Source organism: Psychrobacter immobilis (assembly GCF_904846235.1).
GTDB lineage: Bacteria > Pseudomonadota > Gammaproteobacteria > Pseudomonadales > Moraxellaceae > Psychrobacter > Psychrobacter immobilis_C.
Map to the genome: position 1 here is coordinate 1 of NZ_CAJGZN010000014.1, position 24,591 is coordinate 24,591.

The following is a 24,591-nucleotide window of genomic DNA, read 5'->3' on the forward strand; positions in this document are numbered from 1 at the left end:
GACTAAGCTAATCGCTTCTAATTTAAATTCTCGGGTATATTGGTTGCGTTTGTTGGTCATACTATTTTCCTTCTTTGGGTTAGTATAGCCTCTTAGCAGTTGTCCAATTTAATTATGCCACTACAATGCCTCTACGCCAGAGGGCGATGGGGCATTGTTTGGTTTCTTTGGTGTTCCTGCTCAAGTACGTCAGAGTGTCTCTGATACGGTGCTAAAAGAACATTGCCGTGCCCAGTTAGTGCGACTATTTGGTGAGCAGGCAAGTACTCCAAAAGCTGAATATCTTAAAGACTGGGCAAAAGATCCATTAACAGCGATGCCTGCTGATGCTAGCGGTAACGGTCAGCATGTAGTAGCACCGCCGTCCAAACCAAAAACAGGCGTGTGGCAAGACTGTCTAACAGGTTGTGGTAGTGAGTGGTCAGCGCATTCCCTGGCTATGTCGCTGGAGCAATTGATGCAGCAACCGTCGCTGTACAAAGCCTACCTGCTACCATTTTGCGCCAGTAGCTATTATAAAAGCCATCTAACATGACTCAAAAATTCATCATCCAATAGGATAGTCGATGAATGACTCGCTCAAACAAACCAGTATTCACAAAACTACTACTTGGCTGGTGCCCTTCATTTGTCTGCTGGCAGGTGGGGCACTCACTGGTATCTCGACCAATGTGGCAAAGTACGCTATCGATGTCGGTCTCACCCCATTAGGGTTTTTGTTTTGGTCGATTACTGGCGCTGCTGTTATTTTATTTATGACAGCGCTCATCAGAAAAGAGCTTCCTCCTCTTAATGCTCGCAGCTTAGAGTATTACTTTGTCGCGGCGCTGGTCAGTGTCGCGGCCGCCAACTTACTGTTATTTTCTGCCATTCCTCATGTGGGCGCAGGTTTTGTCGCCTTAATCCTCTCATTGCCGCCACTGCTAACTTATCTTGGTGCGCTGATACTACGTATAGAGCAATTTTATATTGTCCGTGCGCTTGGGGTCATCGCAGCACTCATCGGGGCAGGAGCATTAGCCATACATAAATTCTCTGCGCCAGATTCTAGTGTGTTTTGGATTCTAATCGCGCTTTGTGGGCCAGTGCTACTCGCTATTGGCAATATATATCGGACATTACGCTGGCCTGATAATGCGTCTTCTGGCGCACTTGCTCCAGGTATGTTGATTGCGGCAGCGCTGCTGCTAGGTTTATTTAGTGCGATGTCAGACTTCTCTATCGCTGTATCTTTAGAGAACTGGTTGCCGCTAAGCATGATAGCTATACAAGCAGGCGTATTTGCTGGACAGTTTTTACTATTATTTCTATTGCAAAAGACAGGTGGACCTGTGTTGCTAAGTTTGTTAGGTGCAGTAGGAGCCATTGTCGGCGTGCCCGTCGCTATTTTTTTGCAAGGGGAAAGTCCACCAGAAGGTTTATTTTTAGGCGCCACCTTAATTGCGATTGGCGTGGCATTGGTGACATGGGGCGGCGTAAAAATAGCAAGAGTAAAAGAAGAGGTTTAATAAGTGTGTATAGGCGATAGCATTAAACTATAGAGTTATTAAAACCGTTACTGCCTAATGCGCACTTCTTATCTGGCTCTGGTTATCAGTATCTAACTTATCAATAGCTACTATGACTCAATAATTGGTTACGATTAACTTAAATCACTTTTTGTGGATACGACAAAAAAGGAGTATAAGTATCGTGGTTATTGTTGTCATGGACTCAGGCTATGAATGCAGCCACGCGTTATCGATTAATAAATAATTTTACGATTCTCATTAGTGTCATCGGGGTAGCGATTGCCTTGTTAGATAGTGGTTTTACACTACCAATGTGGCTCCAGCAAGTATTCCATATTTTCTATTTGGTCATCATCTTCCTTAGTTTTATGGTGACCGCTGGTCGTTACATCTATACCAAAAAGCCATTAACGCTTAATAAAGTCGCCGTCTTTGACGCACTGACTAGCATTGCCATTATCATTTTATTGACCGCGCATTTTACGGACTTAGTACGTTCGGGCCTATCTGCTGCCGTTGATGGCTTTGTCGCGATAAAGATAGCGGTGTTTGTCACCTTCGTCCGCGAACTCTCCGATCATAATTTCAATCTCAATCGTACCTTTCTACATCCTGCGCAGTTTTTTATTCTAAGCTTTTTAGTCGTGGTGCTGGTTGGTGCATTGCTATTGATGATGCCCAATGCGACGACGCAGCCGCTGTCTTTTGTTGATGCGCTTTTTACCGCGACCAGTGCAGTTTGTGTGACAGGGCTTATCGTAGTGGATACTGCCACCTATTTTACGACTTTTGGCCAAGTCATTATTATGGGTCTGATACAAATTGGCGGTTTGGGTATTTTGACCTTTGTGACGTATTTTAGTTATTTTTTTAAGGGTGGTGTCAGTTATGAGACGCAAGCCAGCATCAGTGAGATGTCTTATATGCGCGGTATGGGTGATGTGGTGTCGACACTCAAGTCTATCTTATACGTCACATTTGCGGTCGAGGCGGTAGCGGCTGCGCTGATTTATGTCAGTATTTATGATATACCCAATATGGATTGGTCTGAGCAGTTATTTTTTTCAGTCTTTCATGCGATTTCTGCTTTTTGTAATGCTGGGTTCTCTACCTTTAGTGCTGGCTTGTACGATGATTCGCTACGTTTTAATTATTCGCTACAGCTGATTCTGGCGATGACATTTATTTTTGGTGGTATGGGTTTTACTATTGTGGTCAATGTGCTTAGGTATTTACGTTATCGTGCTCAGCGGCTGATAAATCGTCATGACCAACGCTATATTTATCAGCCTTGGTTACTTAATATTAATAGCCGTATTACTTTGATTACCACAGGCGCACTATTGCTAGTCGGTCTGATTGGGGTGATGATCTTTGAATACAATAATGTGCTCGCTGACCATACCAGTTTTCTTGGGAAGCTGGTAACAGGGTTTTTTACGGCGGCTACCCCGCGTACGGCAGGATTTAATGTCATTGATATGGGTGAGCTGACGTTTCCAACGGTGATGCTGACGATATTTTTGATGTGGATTGGAGCGTCACCCAACTCTACAGGTGGGGGTATCAAGACCAGTACCTTTGCGATTGCGCTATTGAATACATTAAGCCTAGCTCGTGGTCAGACCAAGATAGAGATATTCAAACGAGAGATTGCGGAGATTTCAGTTCGCCGCGCATTTTCTATTATGTGGCTGTCGCTACTGGTCATCGGTACGGGCGTGACACTCATCAGTTATGATCAGCCAGAGCTTGATTTGATTAAAGTGGTATTTGAGTGCTTCTCAGCTTATAGCACGGTGGGCCTAAGTTTAAACCTGACAGCAGACTTATCAGATTTTAGTAAAATAGTGGTTTCGGTCATTATGTTCGTTGGCCGCGTCAGTATGCTGACGATATTTATTGCACTGCTAAAAAATATGCGTCAACGTAATTATCGCTATCCTACTGAAGAGATTACGATTAACTAATCCGTCGTAAACAGACTGAGTCGTTCTTAATAAATAGCAAAAAAATACTAAAAAAGGTTGTTTAAGTTATGAAGTACATCATCGTAGGGCTAGGAAATTTCGGTGCATCGTTAGGATCGGCATTGACCAGTCAAGGGCATGAAGTGATTGCTATTGATAGTAGTATGCAACGGGTGGAAGCTTACAAAGAGGTGATTTCTCATACGCTGTGTATGGATGCCACGGACGAGTATACGGTTAGCGGATTACCAATCGTTGATACTGATATTGTCATCGTGGCAATTGGCGAAGATCAAGGCGCTAATGTCATGGCAACGGCGCTGTTTAAGACGTTAAAAGCAAAACGTTTGATCAGCCGTAGTATCAATCCGCTACATGAAAAAGTCCTACAAGCCATCGGTGTGGATGATTTGATTCACCCTGAGAAAGAAGCGGCCAATCGCTGGGCTAAGCGTCTGTCACTACGCTATTTTGTCGATTCGTTTGAATTGAGCGATAACTTCAGCATGGTGGAGATTAAGATTCCAAATGTGCTGATTGGTAAGACTGTCGACGACTTACAGTTAGAGCAAAAGTTCAATATCCGATTGCTTAGTACGTTGCGCTATGAGTATTATGAAGACAGTTTTGGTCGTACGCAGAGCAAGCCTAGCATTCAAGGTTTGGCGACGCCTGAGCAAGTATTGCAAGAGCGCGATGTACTGGTGATTTATGGCGCCAACAAACATACCAATCAGTTCTTACGTAGTGTGGGTGTGAAAATCAAATAGCAGCTTGCCATCGCAGTGATACCAGCAGGTATAGGGAAATGATTATGAATAAGCGAAGTATATCTGTCCTACTGATTGCCATAATGGCACTACTGTCAGGTTGTGATCAGTCCGCGCAAGACCCGAACGTTCTTCTGTCCGAACATCAAAAAGACCCGATTAAAGAGTTGGCGATTACCTCAGACGTGGATTACAGTCAGTTTGGTTACAAGCAAACCTTTTATGTGCCGATTTATTCTGATATCTATACCGATAGAGACGCTCGCAAAGTGCTGCTATCGGCGACGCTGAGTGTACGTAACACCACGCTCAAAAAATCACTGTATATTAATAAAATTGATTATTACGATACAGATGGGGCACTGGTTAAATCATATCTAGATAAGCCTATCGAGCTACCAGCGATGGCCACGCTGAACTATATCGTCGAAAAAGAAGAGGATAAAGGCGGATCTGGCGCTAACTTTATCATCGAAGTCGAAGGTGTGGATGAAACCGTCAGACCAGTGATAGAAGCAGTCATGATCGGTAACTTTAGCAATAAAGGGTTTGCCTTTAGTACAGAAGGCACACCCGTGATACATTAAAGGAATGTATTCAGTGAAGTAATAAGTAACAAGGAAAGTTTAATTCAACTCAAGGAAGCGTTATGTCTGCAACCAAAGAAGAAATCAGCGCCTTTATGGCATTGGAGTTTCCCCAAACCAAATGCGTCGTCGAGACGGTCAACGAAAATGGTGCGACCTTATCGCATGAGATCGGTATAAATGAATTGCGTCCCGGTGGCACAGTTTCAGGACCTGTCATGATGGCTGTCGCTGATGTCGCCATTTATGTCGCGATACTCGGAAGAATCGGTATTGTCCCGTTAACGGTGACGACGAGTTTGACCATCAACTTTTTGCGTAAGCCGTCAGCAAATGCGCGTATTATCGCCGAATGTACCTTGATGAAAGTAGGACGCACGTTGATAGTAGGCGAGGTGTCCCTTTATTCAGAAGGATGTGATGACATCGTGGCTCACGTAGTTGGCACGTATTCGGTGCCGCCTAAGCGTATTGAAGGCTAGCTAGTTTGTCGTGTATTTTACTTACTCACTAGGATCAGAACCTGGTGGAAAGTCATGGCGTAGCTGTGCGACATTGGCAGGAGTCACTATATCTGTGAAGTTATTTAGATCGCTATGCACGTATTGTGTGACGGCTGCTATTTGTTCATCGCTCATCATACGGTGGAATGATGGCATGCCGCGTAGGCCATTAATTAACACACTAATAATATAGTACTTTGATTGCATCTTGCTGTTATTAGCTAGCGGTGGATAGTAGCCTGCGCCTTGCGCGCCTTCACCTTTTTGCATATGACAACCAGCACAGGAGTCATCGTAGAGCTTTTTGCCATTGGTCGTAAAGAACCCCGTTTTACCTTGTGTGTTGCCTTCAAATTTTGCGAGCCATTTTTGCAGGTTAATATCTTTACTCATATTTGGTATTGAGCGCACATCGACAATATTGCTAGCGGGTTCAGCCAACTCGTTTTTGGACATATATACGCCGCTCCATGCGCCCTGATTGCGACTGGCTTGATTGTCAAAATTGTTGTCAAATACCATGGGTGCGGTCTGCGGTCTGCGGTCTGCGGTCTGCGGTCTGCGGTCTGCGGTCTGCGGGTTGGCGATAGTGGCTGCGTTTTTTGCCTTATACTGACTACAGCCTGGCAACGTTGTTAACGCTATCGACCCACCAACCATGAACATCATCATTGCTTTGCCTGAGCTGAGTGGGCTAAATGGTTTGATTAAGTTTGATGTCACCATGTTCATGATTGTTCCTAATGTGCTTAGTCTCATTGTTATCATCCTTGCTTGAACGGCAGCCTGGTTATTCAAAGCTCATTACTCAAAAGCTGGCTATCCAAGTTTCTTGGCCTTTTGATGTAAGCGTTTGGCAGCATCCATACCGGATAATATCGCGCCTTCTTGCCATGCAGGAATATGTGAGCAATGCTCTCCTGCTAACACAATACGATGATCTATCTCGCATAATGTGTGATAGTACTGCTCACGACTTGACTCGCTCCAGATACCGTAGCAGCCAAGCGACCAAGGGATACGATGCCATGCGACGGATGTGCCTGAGCGGAACTCTTTGGTATATTGCGGATGAATCTGTTTGCCATAGGCGAGCGCGGCATTGATACGCTCTTTGGGAGTCAACGAGTTAAACTTGTATGAGGCTTCCCCAAATCCATAAGCACCAAGCAACACACCTGAGCCTGAGCTAAACATATCTTGTGACGGGTAGGAGATTTGCGAGATGGGCATATCGGTATAAGTGATGCCGCCATAGATCCATTCATCCTCTTCCCAAAACCGTCGTTTAAACTCCAAACCCACTTTGTAAGAGCTATCATAAGGAACGGCTGCCATTGCTTTCTTCATCGGAGCGGAGACGTTGATATCAATCTGAGTCAATATGGACAAAGGAATAGTACAAATGCACCAATCTGCTCGCACGGTTTTGGTGGCACCGTCAGGGCTGTTGCTATCGACATAGTCAACGGTAACCCCAGTTTCGTCTTGATTGATTTTAGTGACTTTGGCATTGAAGGTAATCATATCGCGGCACTCGCGCGTGAACGCATCACCGATTTTTCCCATACCGCCGACAGGCTGAAACATCGTTGGTTGATGCACATGCACGGTATAGTTGCTATAAATGTCCGACCACATGCCTGAGTCTAGTAGCTTATCCATCGGTATGGGGATTGAAGGCTTGGCATCTGGCATCAATCCACCACCCGGATACACACTGTAGCCGCGATGCTTGCCGGTTTCATGGCTTTTGACATAGCGATAGTTATTGTCCAGAACGCCCCAACTCTTTAGCCCTTCGAGTAGTTTTTCTTTGTCCTCTTTATCAACGCTACTGTCGAGACTGCCTTTATTGACGGCTTTGGACAGCAGTTCTGACACATAACCGCGAATATCACTCTGCACTTCGCCCAAGCGCTGCGGCGCGCCGTTAAAGTGATTGGTACGGTGTAGATAAGCGCGATCATTGGTTTGGATAAATGGCTGCAATGCGACGCCAAACTTTTTGCAGTAATGAAAGACCGCGTAGTGATGGATAGGCAATCGCCATGGACCACCATTAAAGTAATTGCCTTTTTTAAAGTCGCAAGTGACCTCAGCACCGCCCAGCTCTGTATATTTATCACCGCTGTTGAGTGTCCAGCTACGTCCGCCGCCACGATTTTGGTACTCAAGCACGGTCACTTTGTAGCCCGCTTTTCGCAGCTCATAGGCTGCAGTCAGCCCGGCCAATCCTGCACCCAAAATCACGATACTGGCACCAGCAGGTGCGCCTTTCAGATTCATTTCTTCGTTAAAGCTCGACTCGGATGCAAACCCCAACGTGGTCATCGCTTGATACATCGCAGATGCGCCTGCGGTCTTGCCAATCATGGAGAGCAGTTGCCGCCGCGTGGGAGATTGGAGCAGGTCATTCATAGGATTATCCTTATCGTGCTGGTCTTTGCCATATGACAAAAGGCGAAGATTAGGGCGCATTTTTTATCATTAGTTTTAATGCCAATTCTTAGGGTTAGCTTTTTTCTTTAATCACGCGCGTGACGTCAGCCGCGTTGACATCGCTGTTGGGTAAACCACCAAAGGTGACACGCACATAGTTAGTAATATTAGCAATCTGTGCAGGGCTTAAGTCTTCTGAGAGGCCGGGCATTTTTGGTGCTGTGTTAAAGGCACCTTTTGCCCCAAATGCAATGACGCCAATCAGTGCATCAGGTTTTACGCGGCGAATACTACTGAGGCCAACGATGGATGCGTAGCGAGCATCGGGCTGGGCGTAACCGTCGACGCCATGACAGCTAGCGCAATGGATGAGATATAAGTCTTTTGGCGAATTGCTGTCCAAGTTATTATTGCTGCCGCTATTGTTGGCACTGTTGACAGTATTCGTTTTAGCCTGTGCCAGATAGTCTTTCTGCTCTAGCAAGTCATAAGTAATGGAGTTACTGACTGGTTGCGGTAGACGAGAGACATTGACAGGTATCAAGTAGTCATCGGTCTTAATGGCTGGAACGACTTTTAAATAGTCAGCCATCGCTATAAGGTCTTCATCAGTGAGATAACGCGTACTGTGCGCCACGGCTTCTGCCATCGGGCCGCCCGCATAAGCGCGCTTATCAAGCGTGCCTGTACGCAGGTAAGTTACGATATCCATTTCGCTCCAAAGGCCGATACCTGTGTCGTTGTCAGGCGTAATATTCGGTGCAAACCATTTACCAAGTGGTGCGCCGGATAAATAGCGGTCTTTATCAAGACCTTGAGTTAAGTTACGCGGGGTATGACAGGTGCCACAGTGCTCTAGGTTATTGACCAGATACTCACCGCGCTGCTGGGTTTGGGTTAGGCCTGAGCGGTTTTCGGTAGAGGGCACATTGATGACATTCCATGCCAGCATTAAGCTACGAATATTTAATGGAAAAGGCAAATGAGTGGTTTTTTCAGGTGGTTTGTCTACGATAGGTACGGTCTGAAAATAAGCAAATAATGCACTGATATCCTCATCTGTCATGCCATGATAAGACGGGTAAGGCATCGCAGGATAAAGCTGATGATTGGGTGCACGACCTTTTCGCAAAGCCTTTTTGAAGTTAGATTCAGTATAGTTGCCGATGCCATAGCGCGTTGACGGTGTGATATTGGTCGAGTAGATATTGCCAATCGGCGTCTCAATTGGTACGCCGCCACTATAGTCATCACGGTGGCAGGCCATACAGTCAGCGGTACGCGCCACGTAAGCCCCGCGGTTGGCAAGCGCACTATTAGCAGGGCTGACATTTGGCAGGGTTATTCGACTGGGCAAAGTTTCCATTGGCAGGCTGACTGTGCCTGCCATCACGACGGTAGACACTAAGCTGAATCCCAACGTTAATGTCAGCGTCAGTGTTATTATCGAAGAAAATGACAATGCTGGCATGACGGCAGAAAGTGGCTTCACAATGTCCTTATAATACCGATGAATCATGTCTAATTCCTTTTTAAGCTTTCTGCAAATCACTACCAGTATCCATTCAGACAATGGCGAAACGTTAAAAAATACTACTGTCTGGCGGCTTCGACTTTGATACTTAAGTCAAGGTTTTTGGTCAGTCCGAACCAAGCGAATTTATTGATATTCCATTTTGTGCGATTAATCGTAGCAGTGAACTCGCCACCGCAAACATCTTTTCTGATGCTCGTGTTTAGATAACAATCGAACTTAGTCGCGGTGAGGCTAATTGGGTGGGTCTCGCCATGCAGTGTCAGTTGTCCATCTACCCGAGTGACCTGAGGGCTTTTTTATCTTGATTAAAATGCCATTTTGTCGATTCAAAATGCGCTGAAGGAAACCTCTGCATATCAAAAAATTCAGGCCCCGTTAAACTATTATTGAAAGAAGGGTTGCCCGTATTTAAAGAGTTTATCGGTATGATTAGTGAGATGTTGCCTAATCTTTGGCTTGGATCGTATTGCAATTGACCTTTGATATTGTAAAAGCCACCAGTCGTGGCTGAACTCTTAAAGCGTTCGATAGCAAATCGAATATGAGTGCTGGCAGGATTAATAGCGTAACTGGCAGCTTGACTGCTATTTGCAGCGCCTACGAGCAATAATAAAATGGTCAAAAAAGAATAGATATGCGAAGGTTTTGGCCTAATAAACAACAAGCGCATAGCTACATTCCTTTACTGGCTATTGAAATAGAGGAGCTTATTCACAAGCGCTATCCTTGCGTTTGCTTAACAATAAGCCAGTGATTGTTTATTATTTATACAGGGTTTTTCAAATACTTAGTAGTGCTATTTTAGTAAAGAGATAACGAACGACTCTGTCACGTCCGAACGTCAATTCTAAGTACTGATAAATGAGTACTGATAGCTAATTACTGAAGCTAAGTACTGATGCATAAGTACTGAACCTAGGTATTGAAGCTAAGTGCTAACTTTAAGTGTTAGAGTGCTCAATGTTAGACAAGCTCAGACCAGTATGTCCTTTATCATCGTTGGTGCTGTATGCTTTATTTTTAATCGATTGTTTAAAAAATAAGGCTGCGAGCGCACAAGCTATCGTTAATGACAGCAGCATTGAGACCAATGTATGACTAAAGAAGTGATCGCCAAACAGCATTTTATACAGTCCCATTGTCCAGCCCAAAACGGTTACTGATATGACTATCTGATAGCGGTATTTTCTTAGTGTCGGTAAAAAAGCCAGTCCATATAAAGAAAATCCTGCGCTGGCATGAGCTGCTGGGAAGCATCTGGCAGGCGTTGCTGCTACGATGTTTTGCCAAAGATTGAGGTAGGGTAAATCCCCATTAAAAATAACCAAGTCATTTGGGCAACTAACATGGGTGACGCCTTTGAGCGTGGCAATGGTAGCAGGTACAATCGCCAATATAATCAGTAGGTAGCTAATCTCGCGCATAGGTAAAGGAAGCATAAATTTATCAAGTTTATTATGACTGAGCTTATTGCGGTTTAAGGCAGTAGCATTAAGCCTTGACTGTCTATACTTGATGATTAAAACCGCTATGAGATAGACAGCCAAAAGAATCAATAATACTTTGGGTAAATCATAAAAGATAAATGCATAAGGCTGCGCGCCTTTTTCGAGTACCCAGTGTCCATTGTTATAAAAAAGCTTACTGATGCGTACATCTAATTGGCTATGCTCAAAAACTAAGGTGGCCATGATGGTCACGCACAGTAGTTTTAGCCAGTCCCAAGTCATTGCGTTGTTTTCTGAAGTCATGACTACACCTGATAACGTATATGCGATGTTGATAGATCCTAATACGACCTTCGTTTTATTATTTTTCTAAGATAGTGCTAGCAGCGTGTTGCGCTGTTATACGAATGCTCGTCATGCTTTAATAAAATAGCGCAGACAACGCCATTACCCATAAAACCATTAACAAACTTAACGCTAAGAACTGTGCTGCAGAGCCGACATCTTTTGCAATTTTTGCGAGCGGGTGTTTGGCCGTGGAAGTATGGTCGACACAGGCTTCAATTCCTGTATTGAGCAGCTCAACAATCAAAGATAAAAAAGAAGCGACGACTAGCATCATTTTTATACCAAGCGCAAAAGGCATAACGATGACAGCAGCCAGCAGTACAAGGTTGAGCCACACAACTTGTCTAAAAGCCGCTTCAAATTTATATGCGGCTTTAAAGCCATCTATAGAGTAACCAGTGGCTTTTACAATGCGGTAAAGCCCCGTTTTACCTTTGGCATGACCTGCAAAGCTGTCAGCTGCAAGTGCACTATCATGTGCTGTTTGGTTGACAGAACTATGCTCGGTTGACGGCTCTATAAGGTTGGTATGAGTAATTTGCTTCATATGGCACTCTTAATGGTCTATTAAAATTAAGATAGCCTGAGTATAAGACGGGAGAGGTTAAGAAAACGTTAAGAGGACATAGAGGGGTGAGAATAAAGAGTAATAGGTATTTAAATTTTTCATTTCCCCATCATAATTACTGATGGGGAAATGAAGATATCTTTGGACTATCACTAGGTTATTTATAATAAATACTAAAGGTGCTTCCACCTGAGCGATTGGCTTGATGAGTGAGCTGCCAGCCCATATGCGACATGATACGCTGGACGATACTGAGTCCTAGACCTGAGCCTTCAACCTTATGTTTTGTCTCATGCTCTGACGACAGGATTGTTTGCTCGTCTTTATACTGAGACCCTCTACCATGTCAAGGTAGGTCGACCAAAGTTTATATCCTGACAATATCTTATACGCATTGATATTAATAGCCCGTCAATGTTATACGATCAAATAATCACGATGTAAATTATAGTTAAATAAAATTTAACTCGTATTTAGGCACTGTATTTTTATAGTGTTTTTACCTCTACTCAAGCCCTTCTTAAACTGCAAAACTATGTGTGTTCGTTGAGAATCTATTCTTATTACGTCTACTATTGTCGTTTTTGAACTTCTACATATTGTTTCTACTGCTTATTCTCTGCATGATATAAGGAGATTACTGTCCTAATCCCTGCATATTTCTGAGGAACATATGAAGCATGTTACTTATATTCATGAACATCCAAACTGGACTGAATGGCAATGGTTGGACAAAAATCTATTGCCACTCGTCAGTCGTGTGCGGATATTACAAGGCCATTTATTAGGAAAGCTGCTAACACTAGGATTCGATCTGAATGTTGAGGCGCAATTGGATGCGGTGACCTTAGAGATTATTAAAAATTCTGAGATAGAAGGTGAAACGCTAAATGGTGAACAAATGCGCTCCTTAGTTGCGGGGTATTTAGGGTTAGATAGTGCCAGCATGCCAACCACTACTCGTGAAATTGATGCGGTGTTAGAGATGATGCTAAGTGCCACCTATCGTTATCAACAGCCGTTATTATTAAATGATTTACTTGGATGGTATCGAGCATTATTTCCAGCTGGATATAGTAGTCTTTATCGTATTCAAGCAGGCAGTATCCGTGATGATAGTAAAGGACCAATGCAAGTAGTTTCTGGTGGGTATGGTCGTGAGCAGGTTCATTTTGTTGCCCCGAGTGCCGATAGGTTGCCAGATGAGTTAAGCAAATTTTTATTGTGGTTTAACACTTCGTCAAATAAGCAAGACGATATAGATTTGGTCATAAAAGCAGGTGTTTCTCATTTATGGTTTGTGACTTTGCATCCATTCGATGATGGAAATGGACGACTAACACGAGCACTCACAGAACGTATGCTGGCAAAAAGCGATAACAGTGCCCAACGCTTTTATAGTATGTCAGCGCAAATTCTTAAACAGCGTAATGACTATTACAAAATACTAGAACGTACGCAAAAAGGTGATAAAGATATCACGGATTGGTTGGTGTGGTTTTTGCAAACGCTAGAGCAATCCCTCATTGTAGCTCAAGAAACCACGGATAAAATTATCAGTAAGGCGGGCTTTTGGCAGACGCATCGACAGTACGCTTTAAATGATAGGCAAGTAAAAATGCTAAATATTTTGCTGACTGATTTTTATGGCAAACTTACCACTAAGAAATGGGCGACTATGACCAAGTGTTCTATAGACACTGCACTACGAGATATTAATGATTTAATAGAGAAGGACATGATGCAAAAATCTATAGCATCAGGACGTAGTACGAGTTATGAGTTGGTTTTATGATAAAGAATATGAGCTTTAGAGAACTTTTATACGGTGTTACAATTTAATGTGTTCGCACAAATTATGCTTATATAGAGATTATGAGGTACTTACGAACTACTATCCAATTAGCGTCAAATTCTAAGAAAATATGGTGCTATAAGCAAAGGATGAAGCGTTCAAGAAAACACTCTTGAACGCATTTTTGGTAGCTCGTAAAAAAACATTCTTTCATTCAGTTAAAGATATTGTTTGATTCAGAGTAGCCGGCTGTCTAGATATGAGTACCTCTCCCTCTCTTACAGAGTATAAAACATCGCCCTGTTTTTGGATTACTTCGACATCATTGCTACCTTCAAGAATAATAAAGTTTGCAGGCTTACCTACTTCTATACCGTAGTTTGCAGATATATTGAGCGTTTTAGCACCATTATCTGTAATTAAGTCTAATGCAGTTTCTAAATCCTCGTATCCCATCATATGACATGAGTGAATCCCTGAATCTAGAACACGAAGTAGTTTGCCATTACCTAGTGTGTACCATGGATCTTGTATAGAGTCTTGACCGAAACATATATTCATTCCAGCATCTTTTATCTCTTTAACTCGTGTGATACCGCGAATCTTAGGATAACCATCAAAGCGTCCTTGTAGATGCATATTTTCAGTAGGAAGAGCAATAAAATTTATTTTAGATTTTTTTAGTAAACGAAATAATTTGGAACAATACGCATTGTTATAAGAGTGCATTGCAGTAGTATGGCTTGCTGTCACTCGTTCTCCAATCCCTTTTTCTAAAGCGGCTGTAGCCAATACTTCCAAAAACCTTGATGCGCCATCGTCTATTTCATCACAATGGACATCAACCAACTTTCCATGCCTTTCCGCAAGGTCGATGATCCATCGCATCGACTCAACCCCATATTCTCTAGTATATTCAAAATGAGGAATGCCACCGATGACATCAGCACCTTGTTCAAGTGCTTTTTCCATCAGTGCCTTGCCGTTGGGAAAGGAAAAAATACCTTCTTGGGGGAATGCAACTATTTGTAAATCAATATAAGCATTGAGTTTTTCTTTTAAAGCGACTATTGCTTTTAAGGCAACTAATTCAGGATCGGTAATATCAACATGTGTGCGAATGTGTTGAACGCCATTTTCGACCAATAGTTGTACGGCTTTTAATACTCGTCGCTGAACATCTTCGCTAGTTAACATTGGCTTACGTTCAGCCCAACGCTCTATCCCTTCAAACAACGTGCCACTCAAATTCCAGTTTGGCTCGCCTGCTGTAAATACAGCATCAAGGTGAATATGAGGCTCAACAAATGGAGCGGATAGCAGATTCATTTTTGCATCAAGACTTGACTCTAATGCAATGACTGGGCCATCTTGTTCAATGATACTTACAAACTTCCCATTTTTGCACTCAAGACTATATAGACCTTGTTTGCCTCGTAGTTTGGCATTGTTAATAATCATGGTGTCTCCTAATTGGTAATTATATTTTATAAAAGTTAACTGATGTAACGATCTGCAATGAGCGCTATTTGCAAACTCAATCGCTGTTGAGCATTACTTAAATTAATACCCGTCAACGTTTCTATCTTTTCTAATCGATTAGACAAAGTGTTTCTGTGTATATTCATTGCCAATGCTGTCTGACGCATTGAACATAAATTATCAAAATAGCAAGCTAAAGTAGTTTTTAAAACCAAACTCTGATTATCCTGTTTGTTGAAAATATCACCTAGATACTGACGACAAAAAGAGTCAATTTCATTGTTATCGATATGAGTAAAAAGCTGAGCAATACCTAACGAGTTGTAATGTATAACTTCGTTTCTATTATTATCTCTACGAAATTTAGCGCTTTGTCTTGCCTGTGAAACGGCTTTATAAATGACTTTTAATTCTTTTGCATCGCTAACACCAATAGTGCAATTAAAGCCATATGCAAGCAGTTTTTGATGCAATTGATTCCATCGTTTCATACTATCATCACAGTATTCCGCTGATGTCGGCATAATCGCCAGCCAGCCTTGATGCAGCTCCGTAATAGGAAGTTGAACGCCCTCGTTCAGCATGAATTGACTGATTAAGTAATCTCCTTTAATGACTTCTTCATCAGTAATACGATTGAATTTAATAAAAGCGACAGATAACTGTTGAGCGGGATTAAGTCCTATTTCTGTGGCTTTAATCAGGTCTATTTCAGATATGTTGGGATTGTCTGCCAAGTTCTGTAGAAACCAACGACTGGATTTATTATTGAGACCATCCATGATGATCGCGTTAGATAATATTTCGGTAACATTGACCATTGGCAGTGAATAAGGCTGTTCAAAAATAGGAAAATGTTGTTCATTAGCAAAATCTAAAACTTCAATAGGAATAGTATCGAGATAGGGTGAGTGAGTTAAAATCACTAACCCACTCGTACATTGTTTTTTTGCTTTTTTAATGAGAGTAATAAAGTCTTGAACAGTCCAGTTCCAATTTAACCCTGTAACAAAGATCAATTCTCCACCTTTTGTCCAGTTTTCTATCTCTGTGTTTTCTGCGATATAGGGCCAACGTATAGCGTTTTTACTGCCTTGTAGCCCTGCTCGAAACTCAAGCTTTTCTAGTCCGCTTATTTGACTTAACGATTCAATAGATATCATTAATTAAATACTCTGTTTTCGGTGGTTTTTTACAGTAGATAGATTTAATAAGGGGCTGTAGTAGATAAGCACTATGCTAGACTACTTTTATGAAGATAACCCGTTGTAAACTAAGTAAAAAAGTACAGCGAAGGCTGTTAGAGTTTTTTACGGCTGAAGTGACTGCTAGAACAGCCGCAGATTTGCTTGATATTCAGCCTAATACTGCTGCACTTTTTTATCATAAAATAAGACTTGTGATAGATTACCATCTCTCATTAGAAGCTGATGAGCTTTTTGATGGTGAGGTCGAATTAGATGAAAGTTACTTTGGCGGTGTACGCAAAGGCAAAAGAGGTCGCGGGGCTGCTGGTAAAACCGCTGTATTTGGTATTCTAAAACGAAACGGTAAGGTTTATACCATTGTCGTAGCAGACACCAAACAGACTACCCTAATGCCTGTTATTAAGCGTAAAATCAAGCCTGACAGCTTTGTTTATACGGATAGCTATCGAAGTTACAATGCACTGGATGTGAGCGAGTTTAAACATTTCAGAGTCAATCACTCTATAGAGTTCATTTGCGGTAAGAACAATCACATCAATGGCATTGAGAACTTTTGGAATCAGTCCAAACGAACACTCAGAAAGTATAATGGGATTAATAAGAAGAACTTCCATTTGTTTTTAAAAGAGTGCGAGTTTAGATTCAACTATGGCTCACCATCTAATCAGCTGAAAACATTGAGAAAATGGTGTGATATTTAATCCTTATCTACTACAGCCCCTTTAATAATATTGTGTAAGCAACCGCAGAAACCACAATGCCGACAAGTGGCGCAATCCAAGGTGAAGCGTACGCGCAGCCTGAACCAATTACATAAGCCGATAATCCAACCATATTGTACTGGGGCAATTCGATACTGCTCAAATCTGGCATGTTGCCTTTATACTTCACCCAAAAATCTGTCATGATAATCGCACCAATTGGTGGAATGAACGTTCCTAGTAATATTAAAAATGGAATCAACATGTTATACATGCCCATGACGGCTAATGCGGTGCCTAATGCAGCACCGAATAGGGTGACTAAACGTCTTTTATCTGTTCTTAATAAGTTACACCCTGCAGCTGCAAAATTGTAGATAGTATTATCTTGGGTAGTCCAAATATTAGTGAATAGCATTAGGATAGCGATAAGCATGAAACCTTGAGCAACAAGCACATCAACGATATCTGCTTGTTGATAGATAGCAGTACCAAAAGCACCGACAAATACCATCAAGCCATTGCCAATAAAAAATGCAGCTAAAGTACTTATAACGGCTACTTTTCCTGATTTAGCAAAACGGCTCCAATTCGTTGCTTGTGTGCCCCCACTTACAAAAGTGCCAAACACCAAGGTGATAGCAGCTGCGATTGGCATACTCTCGGTGGGTTCAATAGCTATAAATTCCGAAATACCACCTATATCGAGAATGCCTTTGTAAAAACATAAGCCTATAAAAAATAGCATCGCAGGTACGGAGATTTTTGAAAGAATTTCTAACGCTTTGTAGCCTATATACGCACTGATACAAAAACCAAAACCAAAAAAGATCATCAATGGCGTGAGCCATGTATCTGGCAATCCCAATAATTTGACAATGACAATGGCAATCGTCGCAGTACCCCATGCATACCAACCGATTTGTGTAAATCCTAATACAAAGTCAGATAACTTACTTCCATTTAGTCCAAAACAATATCGACCCAACAACACGGTGTTTAAACCAGTTTTACATGCAATGTAACCTAAGCCTGCTGCATAAGATCCAAGCAGTAAGTTACCTATGAATATAATAGAAATCAGCTCATAAAATGAAAATGATTTGCCAAGTGTACCGCCTGCCCACATTGTAGATGTGAAAAATGTAAAGCCCAATAATACTGACATCATGGACCATAAACTTTTTCTCTTGTCAGTTGGTACAGCGCTCAAAGGGTAGTCGTCAGATTGATTCATTATTCTAGATCCCTAATTTGGAGGTTGTAACTTACAAATAGCAACCTTTATGCCAATATTAAAAAGAAAAAAATAAGTGATAAAACAATCATTAACCCTTTCCATAAATGTACCATATGAACAGTATTTGTTTTTAGTAAGAAATGAGGTTGTTTTGGGAGTGCGAACGAATGCACCAAATTAATCTTCTTGCGTTCTTATATGGTGCATGGTGATCTCTCTAATAAGTAAGAGCAGTTTCGAATGAAACAGTTTTAGAGCTGTTGTAGGATTAATAATTGGTGGTGTTTTAAAAAGTATGCTGGCATCAGACATAGCCATAATTGACATAAAAGAACACCAAATCAAACACCTTAAAGTGGTTATCAAACTTTTTTGAGAAGCAACAGGTCTTTCGAACCGCTCGTCGCAATCGGTGTCTCAAACGGCAATTATTACCTTCTATACCTACGGTATGCTGTTTGCCAATTTGTTTCTTGTCAGGCTTGAATGCGGTTATAAAGCTATCCCAGTTATCCATGCTAATAGAACCGTAGCTTACTTTGAGTTGCTTTAAACGTGCTCTTAACTTCTTAGCCGTTCTCAAATCACGTTTGCCCCAGACATAAGCGACAATCTCATTAGTATCACGGTCATAAGCATAAATAAGCCAAACTTTACGCTTCTTGCGATACACGTAAGTCCAAAACTCATCAACCTCTAAGCGTTCATAGTAGCGCTTTTTAGGTGTAATCTTATAGACCGATGAGCCTATGGTGCTAAGGACTTTACCAATGCTAACCTTGGCTATAACCGCTATATCACGAACGCCGCAACCATGAACCGTCATTAGCCCTATCTTGTCTTCTATTTGCGAATGGCAGCCTTGGTAGGTTAAAGCATGGTCGCCAATGAATTGACGTTTGCAGTCCTTACATTGGTAGTTCTGCTTGCCATAGCTTTTTGTACCATTTTTCTTTAGACTGGGACTGTGACAGTCGGGGCATATGATATCTATTTGTGTCTTCATAACCTCAAATATATCATCTTGCTTCGGCTGTCACCCCTCCTTTATTTCTTCAGCATACTTTTTGATACACCACCTAATAATTTAAAAGAAGATGAATAACGGAAAGGTAAATCATGAGGGTTTTATTTCGAATGCAGGGATCTCTAAGTAATAGCAAGTATATCTCTGGCAAAACTGAACCGCCCCGGGATTGTCGGAGACTCAACATTCTGAGAGAATACGACAATGAAAAAACAAACCTACACTCCTGAGATTAAAGAACGCGCCGTTCGCATGCTGATTGAAGCGTCGAGCGACTATCCTTCTACATGGTCAGCCATTCAAGCCATAGCGTCAAAGATTGGCTGTACGCCTGAGACACTGCGATCCTGGCATAAAAAGCACATAGACCAAACCATTCCCGCCTCAGTGCAGGCTCAAAGTGACAAAGAGCGTATCAAAGAGCTTGAACGCGAGAACAAAGAGCTCAAGCAAGCCAATGAGATTATACGTAAGGCTGCCGCTTTTTTCGCCCAGGCGGGGACGGGCCGTCCACCCAGATAATGGTTCAGTTTATTGATGACTATAGAGGTAGTTATGGGGTCGAGCTGATCTGTAGAGTATTACCGATTGCCCCATCAACCTATCACCGTACTAAAGACCTAGAGTGCTGCCCTGAAAGGCGTTCACTGCGCAGTCAGCATGACGACTACTATCTCAGCGAGATTAAACGCATCTGGCAGGACAGCAAATGCCGCTATGGTGCTCGCAAAGTCTGGCGGCAGATGAAGGCAGACGGCATTTATATCGCACGCTGCACCGTCGAGCGTTTAATGAGTCAGCACGGCTTACAAGGTGTCTGGCGCGGTAAGGGTAAGATTACCACCAACAGCCGTGACGACCAAAAGCGTGCTGACGACTTGGTCAATCGTAACTTTAATGCCCATCGTCCTAATCAGCTGTGGGTTGCAGATTTTACTTATATCAAGACATTGAGCGGCTGGGTTTATACCGCTTTTATCATCGATGTATTTGCTCGCGCTATTGTCGGCTGGAAAGTATCGAATCGTATGAACACGGATATGGTAATGGCGGCATTAAACCAAGCAATAGCAGATAGAAACCATCCCAAAGATGTCATTCATCACAGTGATCGAGGGGTTCAGTACTTATCTATTCGCTATACTGATAAGATGACGGACTCTGGCGTGATTGCTTCTGTTGGTACAACAGGCGATTCATACGACAATGCATTGGCTGAAACGGTCAATGGGCTTTACAAGTCTGAGGTGATTCATTATTTAAAGCAGAACTGGACTGGTGTGAACGATGTTGAACTGGCAACCCTTGAATGGGTGGATTGGTTCAACAAGAAGCGTCTACATGGCACGATTGGATATGTGTCACCCTTTGAGTTTGAAAAGCGGTATTATGATAATTTAATCCTGTCAGGCATTGCTGCCTGACTCAAGTAGATCAGCCTTCGATATAGTCGGGGCGGTTCAAAATATTACCTATCAAAAAATTGGAAGTCTGATTAATACTATGAACAAGATACTTAGAAAGAATATAGTTGCTATTATTTTACCAATAACATTGCTTGGTATGCCTTCTTGTGCTGTCATTGGTGGTGCTGATAGTGAAGGCTATACCCAGCATGTTGATGGCGTTATGTGGAACAATAAAAAAAGTATTGACTTCAAAGAGGTGCTCAAGCAAGAAGTGGCGTCTGATAAGACTCGATTAGTATTTATACGGAAGAACGATAATCATTCTGAGCAAACAAGTACCAATATCTCTATCAACAACAGGTTTCAAGTCAGTTTGCATGCGAACAACTACACGGTGGTGGACTCTTGTGTTGGAATTAATCAGTTGAGTGTTCAGGCGACTGGTTTTAAAAATAATAACTTATTGGCAGATAAGCAAGATTATCAGTTACAAGGTGGTCAAACGTACTTTTTTTATGTCGAAATGGACGGAACAGGTGAGAGCACACTGACGCAGATAACGCCTGACAGTGCATCACCGCTATTAGCAAATAAGTCCTATCAGTCTCATCAAATTAGCCGTGTCGTACCGAATTGTCCAGCACCTGTCGCTGCTATGCCCACTGTGACACCACCTTTAACAGTAGAAAAAGAAACACCAGTGCTAACTGAAAAAGTGACGATTGATCTTGAGGTATTATTTGAGACGGATAAGGCGGTCGTACGGCCAGAGTATTATGCCAAAGTAGCTGAGTTGGCTGAATTTATGACCCAGTACCCTAATACGGTAGTAACCATCGAGGGGCATACTGATAGCCGAGGCAAAGATAGCTATAACCAAGCTTTATCCCAACGTCGTGTTAATGCGGTAAAAGAAGTATTGATCTCGCAGTTTGGAGTCGCAGAAGATCGTTTAACTGCCATTGGTTATGGCGAGTCGCAGCCAAGAGCAAGCAACGACACAGTAGAAGGTAGGCAGCTCAATCGCCGAGTGGTTGCTGTGGTCGAAGAAAACCTAGCCAAGCCATGAGTTTTTAGCGATTTAGACATCCTAATACATAAGACTGTAAAGTTCTAAAATTTTGATTGAAGAATATAAGAGATAAAAATGAATACGATTATTGTGAAGACAAATGATGCGACTCAAACCATAGATCAAGTACAAGTCGTGACCAAGGACGGTAAGCCTACCATTATTAAAGCTATGGATAAGGTGAATTATGAGTTTCATGATACTGCTATCGGTCGAGCGCCTAACCATATCATCACTAAACGTCTGAAAAATGACTTACATGTTTCATTTGAAGAAGAAGGTCAAGAAAGCGACCTTATTATACAAGGTTTTTACGATAACCCAGACAGTGCGCTACTTGGTATCGCTGAAGATGGAGAATACTATTATTATATTCCAGATACTGGTGAGACCTATGATTATGTGACTCAACTAAAAGTTGGTGATGTCGAGGGTCAGGCGCTCGGCGGTACGGAGTATGTAGCTATTGTGCCTTGGTGGATACCAGCGGCGGCTGGCGTTGGTTTGGTTGGTATAGTCGCTGCTAGTAGTAGCAGCTCAAACGATAGTGGTGGCGATGTTATTCCTCCTGTTTATCAGGCGCCTGTTGCTAACAATGACGAAGTAACCACCGAAAGTGGAACGCCAGTGACAAAGGACATCATTGGCAACGATACCGATCCAAACGACGACCCATTGACGGTTGATGACTTCACGGTTGACGGCACTACCTATCAGCCAGGTGAGACGGCGACGATCACAGGCGTGGGTACGATTACCATGACGCCAGAAGGTGAGCTAACCTTCACCCCAGAGCCTAATTACGCAGGTCCAGTGCCAGACGTCACGTACACCGTGACTGATGGTCAAGACACAGACACCGGTACCGTCACCTTTATCGATGTGCCAAATGCACCGCCTGTTGCTAACAATGACGAAGTAACCACCGAAAGTGGAACGCCAGTGACAAAGGACATCATTGGCAACGATACCGATCCAAACGACGACCCATTGACGGTTGATGACTTCACGGTTGACGGCACTACCTATCAGCCAGGTGAGACGGCGACGATCACAGGCGTGGGTACGATTACCATGACGCCAGAAGGTGAGCTAACCTTCACCCCAGAGCCTAATTACGCAGGTCCAGTGCCAGACGTCACGTACACCGTGACTGATGGTCAAGACACAGACACCGGTACCGTCACCTTTATCGATGTGCCAAATGCACCGCCTGTTGCTAACAATGACGACCAATCTATGGAAGAAGACTCTGGTACCACTACTGGCAATGTGCTGACTAATGACGTATCAGGTCTGACAGTAACAGGTATCCAAATTGGCGGAGCTGACTATACTGTTGGAACTTCTATTGATATCCCAGATGTCGGTAGTGTGCAAATCGATGCTAATGGTGACTATAGCTTTACGCCTGTAGAGGACTATAGTGGTGATGTGCCTACTATTACTTATACGGTTAGTGATGGTACTACGACAGACACTGCAGACTTAAACATTGAAGTTATAGCGGTTGCAGATAAACCAACGGCAGGTGCTTTTGAGCTTGATCCTCCTGCTTTAAGTCTAAATATTCAAACATGGTCTAATGCCCAAAATATCAATGGTGAGAACCTATTAGAAAACGGTGGAGATGGCGCAGCTAAAGAGACTTTATTAAACGCAATTGATTATTTAAGAAGTAATGAGAATGTGACTAACAGTAATGGATCCGCTGTTAGTACATCTGGTTCAGGAACAACCACTAGTCTATCCAGTACCAACCTACCTGCGTATGATGCCGTTTATATATCAGGCTATGTCTTCCTTGAGGTTGGTCAAACTTACACATATTCAGGCATTGGCGATGACAGTGCTGCAATTGTCATTGGTGATGATGTCTCTTCGTTGCATGTAAACTGGAGAGGAGCTAACACTAGTGGCGAAGATGACTTTAGCGTGACCGAGACAGGCTTCTATAGTTTCCAGTTTTATGCACATAATGCGGATGGACCAGGTAACTATGACTTTGCAGTTGCAAACACTGACGGGTCGTCTATGAAGTACTATCCAAATGCTGATGCTATAGAAGATAGTCTGAAAGAGACGAGATATGTTTTGGGTGGTTACGATGCCGGGAGCGATGGAAAAGACGATACTGGTTTCTTTCCAGTGAATATAGGATATGAGGGCCTATCTTCAGATACCATTGATTTAACAGGTATTCATCTACAAGCAACCGATATTGATGGTTCAGAATACTTATCGTTTGAAGTCTCTGGCTTACCAGCTGGTGCAATGCTTTCTTTTACGGATGCAAGCGGTACAAATCATTCTGTAACTGTAGGCGCCGACGGTATCGCCAACTATACTCCAGCAGTAGGTGATACAGGTACAAATGAATATAAGGACTTTAAACTAGTTGTTGGAGATGATACTACAGCCGCTTCACTTGATGTGACTTTCATAGTAACGTCTACTGAAAAGTCAAATGGCGATAGCTCATCCTCTACGATAGAGTTCGAGGTACAGGTAACGGATAATATAGGCAATGACACCATTGAGTTTTCAGCAGATAAAGTTTCGATGGATGGTGGTGCAGGTTTTGATACGCTACTGGTAGATACCAGTATTGATTTTAGTAGCTTTGATAGCAATAAGATTGATAATATGGAACTTATTGAGTTAGGTGATGGGGCACAGTCATTGACTAATCTAAAGACTAGTGACGTTATTAATATGACTGATAGCAACGATACAATATTTGTCGATGGAGATACTGCTGATAGTGTGCAGCTATCTGGTAATGATTGGACCAATACCAACAATACCACGACCCAAAACGGTAATACCTATGATATCTATAGCTTTAGTGATAGTAATGGTACTCATAACGTGATGATTGATACTGATATTACTACCACTATTATCTAATCCAAACCTTATCTATAACTGTGACAAAGAAGCCATACTTGTGATGGCTTCTTTGTTACGTAT

Annotated in this window: 22 protein-coding genes, 1 pseudogene and 1 other annotated feature; of the genes and pseudogenes, 11 read left to right on the forward strand and 12 right to left on the reverse strand. The window is 42.5% G+C overall.

Going from position 1 to position 24,591, the window contains the following annotated elements; translation table 11 throughout:
* Nucleotides 1-154 precede the first annotated feature (154 nt).
* From JMX07_RS09995 to JMX07_RS10020, 6 genes are all read left to right on the forward strand, one after another.
* A complete protein-coding gene (locus tag JMX07_RS09995; RefSeq protein WP_265088364.1) occupies nucleotides 155-535 on the forward strand; it encodes a hypothetical protein in 381 nt (126 codons plus the stop codon).
* A 31-nt stretch (nucleotides 536-566) separates the two neighbouring features.
* Entirely contained in the window at nucleotides 567-1,508 is a 942-nt protein-coding gene (locus tag JMX07_RS10000; protein WP_201607718.1) for a DMT family transporter, read from the forward strand.
* A gap of 212 nt (nucleotides 1,509-1,720) precedes the next feature.
* Nucleotides 1,721-3,481, forward strand: a complete 1,761-nt coding sequence (locus JMX07_RS10005) for a TrkH family potassium uptake protein (RefSeq protein WP_201607720.1) — start codon at nucleotides 1,721-1,723, stop codon at nucleotides 3,479-3,481.
* A gap of 68 nt (nucleotides 3,482-3,549) precedes the next feature.
* Nucleotides 3,550-4,251: a potassium channel family protein gene (locus tag JMX07_RS10010; RefSeq protein WP_201607722.1), complete on the forward strand. Its 702-nt coding sequence runs from the start codon at nucleotides 3,550-3,552 to the stop codon at nucleotides 4,249-4,251.
* Nucleotides 4,252-4,295: 44 nt separating this feature from the next.
* On the forward strand, nucleotides 4,296-4,838 hold the full coding sequence (locus JMX07_RS10015) for a DUF3124 domain-containing protein (protein WP_165597419.1): 543 nt from the start codon (nucleotides 4,296-4,298) through the stop codon (nucleotides 4,836-4,838).
* A gap of 62 nt (nucleotides 4,839-4,900) precedes the next feature.
* Complete coding sequence (locus JMX07_RS10020; RefSeq protein WP_201607725.1) at nucleotides 4,901-5,320, forward strand: PaaI family thioesterase; 420 nt, start codon at nucleotides 4,901-4,903, stop codon at nucleotides 5,318-5,320.
* Nucleotides 5,321-5,341: 21 nt separating this feature from the next.
* Here JMX07_RS10020 and JMX07_RS10025 read toward each other — a convergent pair whose 3' ends face one another.
* From JMX07_RS10025 to JMX07_RS10055, 8 genes and pseudogenes are all read right to left on the reverse strand, one after another.
* Nucleotides 5,342-6,073 (reverse strand): c-type cytochrome, encoded by a 732-nt coding sequence (locus JMX07_RS10025; protein WP_413786675.1) that lies wholly within the window; start codon nucleotides 6,071-6,073, stop codon nucleotides 5,342-5,344.
* Between the two features lie 87 nt (nucleotides 6,074-6,160).
* Complete coding sequence (locus tag JMX07_RS10030) at nucleotides 6,161-7,762, reverse strand: flavin monoamine oxidase family protein (protein WP_201607727.1); 1,602 nt, start codon at nucleotides 7,760-7,762, stop codon at nucleotides 6,161-6,163.
* A 94-nt stretch (nucleotides 7,763-7,856) separates the two neighbouring features.
* Nucleotides 7,857-9,254, reverse strand: coding sequence for a c-type cytochrome (locus JMX07_RS10035; protein ID WP_413786679.1), 1,398 nt, complete (start codon nucleotides 9,252-9,254; stop codon nucleotides 7,857-7,859).
* A 122-nt stretch (nucleotides 9,255-9,376) separates the two neighbouring features.
* Nucleotides 9,377-9,583: a YceI family protein gene (locus JMX07_RS13695; RefSeq protein WP_320158006.1), complete on the reverse strand. Its 207-nt coding sequence runs from the start codon at nucleotides 9,581-9,583 to the stop codon at nucleotides 9,377-9,379.
* Nucleotides 9,584-9,591: 8 nt separating this feature from the next.
* Complete coding sequence (locus tag JMX07_RS13700; RefSeq protein WP_265088365.1) at nucleotides 9,592-9,990, reverse strand: YceI family protein; 399 nt, start codon at nucleotides 9,988-9,990, stop codon at nucleotides 9,592-9,594.
* Nucleotides 9,991-10,261: 271 nt separating this feature from the next.
* Nucleotides 10,262-11,071: a PAP2 family lipid A phosphatase gene (locus JMX07_RS10045; protein ID WP_201607730.1), complete on the reverse strand. Its 810-nt coding sequence runs from the start codon at nucleotides 11,069-11,071 to the stop codon at nucleotides 10,262-10,264.
* A gap of 118 nt (nucleotides 11,072-11,189) precedes the next feature.
* A complete protein-coding gene (locus JMX07_RS10050; protein ID WP_201607731.1) occupies nucleotides 11,190-11,663 on the reverse strand; it encodes a diacylglycerol kinase in 474 nt (157 codons plus the stop codon).
* A 178-nt stretch (nucleotides 11,664-11,841) separates the two neighbouring features.
* Nucleotides 11,842-12,015 (reverse strand): annotated as a pseudogene (locus JMX07_RS10055) (ATP-binding protein); the annotation flags it as partial.
* Between the two features lie 342 nt (nucleotides 12,016-12,357).
* Between JMX07_RS10055 and JMX07_RS10060 the strand changes: the two are divergent.
* Nucleotides 12,358-13,479: a Fic family protein gene (locus JMX07_RS10060; RefSeq protein WP_201607732.1), complete on the forward strand. Its 1,122-nt coding sequence runs from the start codon at nucleotides 12,358-12,360 to the stop codon at nucleotides 13,477-13,479.
* Nucleotides 13,480-13,689: 210 nt separating this feature from the next.
* On the opposite strand, the gene codA is transcribed toward JMX07_RS10060, so the two are convergent.
* Nucleotides 13,690-14,940 (reverse strand): cytosine deaminase, encoded by a 1,251-nt coding sequence (gene codA / locus JMX07_RS10065; protein WP_201607733.1) that lies wholly within the window; start codon nucleotides 14,938-14,940, stop codon nucleotides 13,690-13,692.
* Between the two features lie 35 nt (nucleotides 14,941-14,975).
* Entirely contained in the window at nucleotides 14,976-16,124 is a 1,149-nt protein-coding gene (locus tag JMX07_RS10070) for a PucR family transcriptional regulator (RefSeq protein ID WP_201607734.1), read from the reverse strand.
* Between the two features lie 89 nt (nucleotides 16,125-16,213).
* Here JMX07_RS10070 and JMX07_RS10075 point away from each other — a divergent pair, with 89 nt between their 5' ends.
* Complete coding sequence (locus tag JMX07_RS10075; RefSeq protein ID WP_201607735.1) at nucleotides 16,214-16,870, forward strand: IS1595 family transposase; 657 nt, start codon at nucleotides 16,214-16,216, stop codon at nucleotides 16,868-16,870.
* 10 nt (nucleotides 16,871-16,880) lie between these two features.
* On the opposite strand, the gene codB is transcribed toward JMX07_RS10075, so the two are convergent.
* Together codB and JMX07_RS10085 are read right to left on the reverse strand one after the other, a co-directional pair.
* On the reverse strand, nucleotides 16,881-18,107 hold the full coding sequence (gene codB, locus JMX07_RS10080; protein ID WP_201607737.1) for a cytosine permease: 1,227 nt from the start codon (nucleotides 18,105-18,107) through the stop codon (nucleotides 16,881-16,883).
* A 307-nt stretch (nucleotides 18,108-18,414) separates the two neighbouring features.
* Nucleotides 18,415-19,116, reverse strand: a complete 702-nt coding sequence (locus JMX07_RS10085; RefSeq protein ID WP_201607739.1) for an IS1 family transposase — start codon at nucleotides 19,114-19,116, stop codon at nucleotides 18,415-18,417.
* Nucleotides 19,117-19,341: 225 nt separating this feature from the next.
* Here JMX07_RS10085 and JMX07_RS10090 point away from each other — a divergent pair.
* The 3 genes from JMX07_RS10090 to JMX07_RS10100 all read left to right on the forward strand — a co-directional run bounded on the left by JMX07_RS10090 (nucleotide 19,342) and on the right by JMX07_RS10100 (nucleotide 24,528).
* A protein-coding gene (locus JMX07_RS10090) for an IS3 family transposase (protein ID WP_201607741.1) occupies nucleotides 19,342-20,561 on the forward strand; the annotation gives its coding sequence in 2 pieces (ribosomal slippage) (nucleotides 19,342-19,627 and nucleotides 19,627-20,561; 1,221 coding nt in all).
* Nucleotides 19,617-19,733: a sequence feature (AL1L pseudoknot), on the forward strand. It overlaps the preceding gene by 117 nt.
* Before the next feature lie 79 nt (nucleotides 20,562-20,640).
* The gene (locus JMX07_RS10095) at nucleotides 20,641-21,615 is read left to right on the forward strand and encodes an OmpA family protein (RefSeq protein ID WP_201607742.1); all 975 of its coding nucleotides are present in this window, start codon (nucleotides 20,641-20,643) and stop codon (nucleotides 21,613-21,615) included.
* Between the two features lie 78 nt (nucleotides 21,616-21,693).
* Nucleotides 21,694-24,528 (forward strand): Ig-like domain-containing protein, encoded by a 2,835-nt coding sequence (locus JMX07_RS10100; RefSeq protein ID WP_201607743.1) that lies wholly within the window; start codon nucleotides 21,694-21,696, stop codon nucleotides 24,526-24,528.
* The last annotated feature ends 63 nt before the right edge of the window (nucleotides 24,529-24,591 follow it).

What these genes read in the sequence shown, in the direction of transcription:
- JMX07_RS10025 (WP_413786675.1), bottom strand. Translation starts at nt 6,073, where the DNA reads ATGAACATGGTGACATCAAACTTAATCAAACCATTTAGCCCACTCAGC.
- JMX07_RS10050 (WP_201607731.1), bottom strand. Translation starts at nt 11,663, where the DNA reads ATGAAGCAAATTACTCATACCAACCTTATAGAGCCGTCAACCGAGCAT.
- codA (WP_201607733.1), bottom strand. Translation starts at nt 14,940, where the DNA reads ATGATTATTAACAATGCCAAACTACGAGGCAAACAAGGTCTATATAGT.
- JMX07_RS10085 (WP_201607739.1), bottom strand. Translation starts at nt 19,116, where the DNA reads ATGAAGACACAAATAGATATCATATGCCCCGACTGTCACAGTCCCAGT.
- JMX07_RS10015 (WP_165597419.1), top strand. Translation starts at nt 4,296, where the DNA reads ATGAATAAGCGAAGTATATCTGTCCTACTGATTGCCATAATGGCACTA.
- JMX07_RS10060 (WP_201607732.1), top strand. Translation starts at nt 12,358, where the DNA reads ATGAAGCATGTTACTTATATTCATGAACATCCAAACTGGACTGAATGG.
- JMX07_RS10070 (WP_201607734.1), bottom strand. Translation starts at nt 16,124, where the DNA reads ATGATATCTATTGAATCGTTAAGTCAAATAAGCGGACTAGAAAAGCTT.
- JMX07_RS10100 (WP_201607743.1), top strand. Translation starts at nt 21,694, where the DNA reads ATGAATACGATTATTGTGAAGACAAATGATGCGACTCAAACCATAGAT.
- JMX07_RS10035 (WP_413786679.1), bottom strand. Translation starts at nt 9,254, where the DNA reads ATGCCAGCATTGTCATTTTCTTCGATAATAACACTGACGCTGACATTA.
- JMX07_RS10020 (WP_201607725.1), top strand. Translation starts at nt 4,901, where the DNA reads ATGTCTGCAACCAAAGAAGAAATCAGCGCCTTTATGGCATTGGAGTTT.
- JMX07_RS10030 (WP_201607727.1), bottom strand. Translation starts at nt 7,762, where the DNA reads ATGAATGACCTGCTCCAATCTCCCACGCGGCGGCAACTGCTCTCCATG.
- JMX07_RS10095 (WP_201607742.1), top strand. Translation starts at nt 20,641, where the DNA reads ATGAACAAGATACTTAGAAAGAATATAGTTGCTATTATTTTACCAATA.
- JMX07_RS10010 (WP_201607722.1), top strand. Translation starts at nt 3,550, where the DNA reads ATGAAGTACATCATCGTAGGGCTAGGAAATTTCGGTGCATCGTTAGGA.
- codB (WP_201607737.1), bottom strand. Translation starts at nt 18,107, where the DNA reads ATGAATCAATCTGACGACTACCCTTTGAGCGCTGTACCAACTGACAAG.
- JMX07_RS10075 (WP_201607735.1), top strand. Translation starts at nt 16,214, where the DNA reads ATGAAGATAACCCGTTGTAAACTAAGTAAAAAAGTACAGCGAAGGCTG.
- JMX07_RS10045 (WP_201607730.1), bottom strand. Translation starts at nt 11,071, where the DNA reads ATGACTTCAGAAAACAACGCAATGACTTGGGACTGGCTAAAACTACTG.
- JMX07_RS10000 (WP_201607718.1), top strand. Translation starts at nt 567, where the DNA reads ATGAATGACTCGCTCAAACAAACCAGTATTCACAAAACTACTACTTGG.
- JMX07_RS10005 (WP_201607720.1), top strand. Translation starts at nt 1,721, where the DNA reads ATGAATGCAGCCACGCGTTATCGATTAATAAATAATTTTACGATTCTC.
- JMX07_RS13700 (WP_265088365.1), bottom strand. Translation starts at nt 9,990, where the DNA reads ATGCGCTTGTTGTTTATTAGGCCAAAACCTTCGCATATCTATTCTTTT.